Source organism: Veillonella sp. CAG:933 (assembly GCF_000431435.1).
Lineage (GTDB): Bacteria > Bacillota > Negativicutes > Veillonellales > Veillonellaceae > Veillonella_A.
The window spans coordinates 68,610-71,254 of the sequence record NZ_HF986209.1 but is presented as its reverse complement, the minus strand read 5'-3'; the positions used below and the strand labels follow the sequence as shown (position 1 = coordinate 71,254).

At 43.6% G+C, this 2,645-nt stretch carries 4 protein-coding genes; all 4 read right to left on the bottom strand.

Features of this window, described 5'->3' with window-relative positions; all coding sequences use genetic code 11:
* Nucleotides 1-877, bottom strand: an 877-nt coding sequence (prfA, locus tag QZL64_RS08100) for a peptide chain release factor 1 (protein ID WP_296309479.1), incomplete at its 3' end; no start/stop codon positions are given.
* A 79-nt stretch (nucleotides 878-956) separates the two neighbouring features.
* The gene (locus tag QZL64_RS08095) at nucleotides 957-1,787 is read right to left on the bottom strand and encodes a DUF1385 domain-containing protein (RefSeq protein ID WP_412427717.1); all 831 of its coding nucleotides are present in this window, start codon (nucleotides 1,785-1,787) and stop codon (nucleotides 957-959) included.
* 132 nt (nucleotides 1,788-1,919) lie between these two features.
* Complete coding sequence (rpmE, locus tag QZL64_RS08090; RefSeq protein WP_021841494.1) at nucleotides 1,920-2,117, bottom strand: 50S ribosomal protein L31; 198 nt, start codon at nucleotides 2,115-2,117, stop codon at nucleotides 1,920-1,922.
* A gap of 88 nt (nucleotides 2,118-2,205) precedes the next feature.
* Nucleotides 2,206-2,511, bottom strand: coding sequence for a YdbC family protein (locus tag QZL64_RS08085; RefSeq protein ID WP_021841493.1), 306 nt, complete (start codon nucleotides 2,509-2,511; stop codon nucleotides 2,206-2,208).
* Between the last annotated feature and the right edge of the window lie 134 nt (nucleotides 2,512-2,645).

The following is a 2,645-nucleotide window of genomic DNA, read 5'->3' as shown; positions in this document are numbered from 1 at the left end:
CTGCCACGCTGGCGGCCGCTTCCTGTTCGGCTTTATCTTGCAATTTAGCACGTAATACGCGCATTGCCTTATCTTTATTTTTTAACTGAGACCGTTCATCCTGACACGCAACTACAATGCCTGTCGGTTTATGCGTAATACGCACGGCCGATTCAGTACGGTTAACGTGCTGACCGCCGGCACCGCTGGCACAATAGGTATCGATTTGAAGGTCTTTATCATTAATTTCAATGTCTACATCTTCCGCTTCCGGCAATACGGCTACGGTAACGGTAGAGGTATGAATTCGACCGGACGATTCGGTTTCCGGCACGCGCTGTACACGATGTACACCACTTTCAAACTTCAATTTGGAATAAGCACTGTTACCGTCAACGGAGAACACCACTTCTTTGAAGCCGCCCAATTCCGGTGCGTTGGCATCGATGATTTCACAGCGCCAACCTTGTGCTTCCGCGTATTTAGTGTACATGCGGAATAAATCACCCGCAAATAAAGCCGCTTCATCACCGCCGGCACCGCCGCGAATTTCCACGATAACGTTCTTTTCATCATTAGGATCTTTTGGCAAAAGCAAAATGTGGAGTTGTTCTTCCAACTCTTCTTTGCGCTCTTTTAATTCTTTTAACTCTTCTTGAGCCATTTCACGAAATTCTTCGTCTAAGCTTTTATCTTCTACTACTTCCAAGGCTTCATCAAGACCGGCGAGAACTTGTTTATATTCTCTGAAGGTATTAACGGTTTCCGTAAGGGAAGCGTGTTGACGTGTTAATTTCTGCCATTCCTGCTGACGGGCAATCACTTCAGGGTCACTGATGCGCTGCTCCAAATCCATAAATTTATCTTCAATAACTTGTAATCTATCTACTAAAACCATGAAACGGGTACCCCTTTCAAACTAATATTGACGACACTATAGAACTGCTGTAACAGATTTTAATACTCCGTCGGCACAGCTAAGATTCATAAGCGTCTTCTTCAGCCGGCCGTACCGATTCCAAAGCTCGAATAGCCACTTCAATTTGGTCGTCATCCGGTTCACGAGTCGTCATGTACTGCAACCACAAACCGGGCGTAATTAAGGCCTTAACGATTACACTTTCACTGCGTCCCGCCAAACGAATCATTTCATAGGCAATACCGGCTACTACCGGCATCAAAAGAACACGGGAAATAATGCGTTCCCATAAGCTTGGCCAACCTAAAAAAGCGAATACAAAAATACTCGTTACCATAACGATTAATAAAAAGTTAGTGCCGCAACGTGCATGTAAACGTGAATGCTCACGCACATTTTCAACTGTCAACGGTACATCACTTTCATAGGTATGAATCGTTTTATGCTCTGCGCCGTGATACTGGAATACACGGCGAATGTCTTTCGTTTGACCTATGGCCCATATATAAATCAAAAATAAAAGAAGGCGAATCGCCCCTTCTACCAAGTTTAATACAAAATGATTGTCACCGATACCGGGAATCCATTTAGCCGCATACGTGGGCAATGCCAAAAATAAGGCAATTGCCATAACTGTTGAAAACACCATGGTAAGGGCAATTTCTTTATTCGACATGGTTTCCTCTTCCTCACCGGCTGCTTTAGCGGAAAAAGAAAGGGCACCCATACCGATAACTAAAGACTCATAAAGAGCCACACAACCTCGTAACAAAGGTTTTTTCAAAATGGGATACTTATCACTGATTGAACTCGTCGGTTTCGTATCCACCACAATTTGGCCACCCGGTTCACGAACCGCTGTGGCTGTATATTTAGGGCCGCGCATCATAACACCTTCAATGACGGCTTGGCCTCCGACAAACTTTTTAACTCGCTTCGTTTCCAATGCGTCTCCTCTCTCAAACAAATATAGGCAGAGCCGAAGCTCTGCCGTATTATTTGTATAGCTAGACTACAGTAATTATTTACCGTAACGCTTGTTGAATTGTTCGATACGACCGCGAGCCTGAGCAGTACGTTGCTGTCCTGTGAAGAACGGATGGCATTTGGAACATACGTCTACGCGAAGATCGCTTTTAACGGAACCTGTTTTAAACGTATTGCCACAACCGCAAGTTACGGTAGCTTCACCATAATTAGGATGAATTCCTTGTTTCATTCTATACACCTCTTTCCACTGTCCAAAACTATGCTTATTGATTATATCATGGACAATCAGTTAATGCAACTCATTACTTAAATTTTGCTTATTCGTCAGCGGAGTCCTTTTCAGCCGCTTTTTCAGCTGCTTTGGCAGCTTGACGTTCCGCTACGGATTCTTCGTAAGCCGCTTCTAAATCCACTTCATTCAATAAATCGCGAAGAGCCACGATTTCTTCGAGCGATAAGGTAATCCCCTTAGTCATACCATTATATTCACTGTCCCAGGAACGAAGGTCGAATTTAGGATTATAACGCCCCCAACTGGTGCAAGTAAGTTGCTTTTTCCACCCATCTTTATTTTCAGATAAGGTGCCTAATACTTTATAGATTTCAAAATTTACAACTGCCATGTCTTACCTCCTTATCTAACTCTATACTTTATCCCACTTAGACTTTCTTGTCAATTACTCTCAGTTGGATTTGGTACAATTTCTTTGGCAATGGCTTCAATCTCAGCCTGCCAATCGGCGTCGGCCTTAGCTAA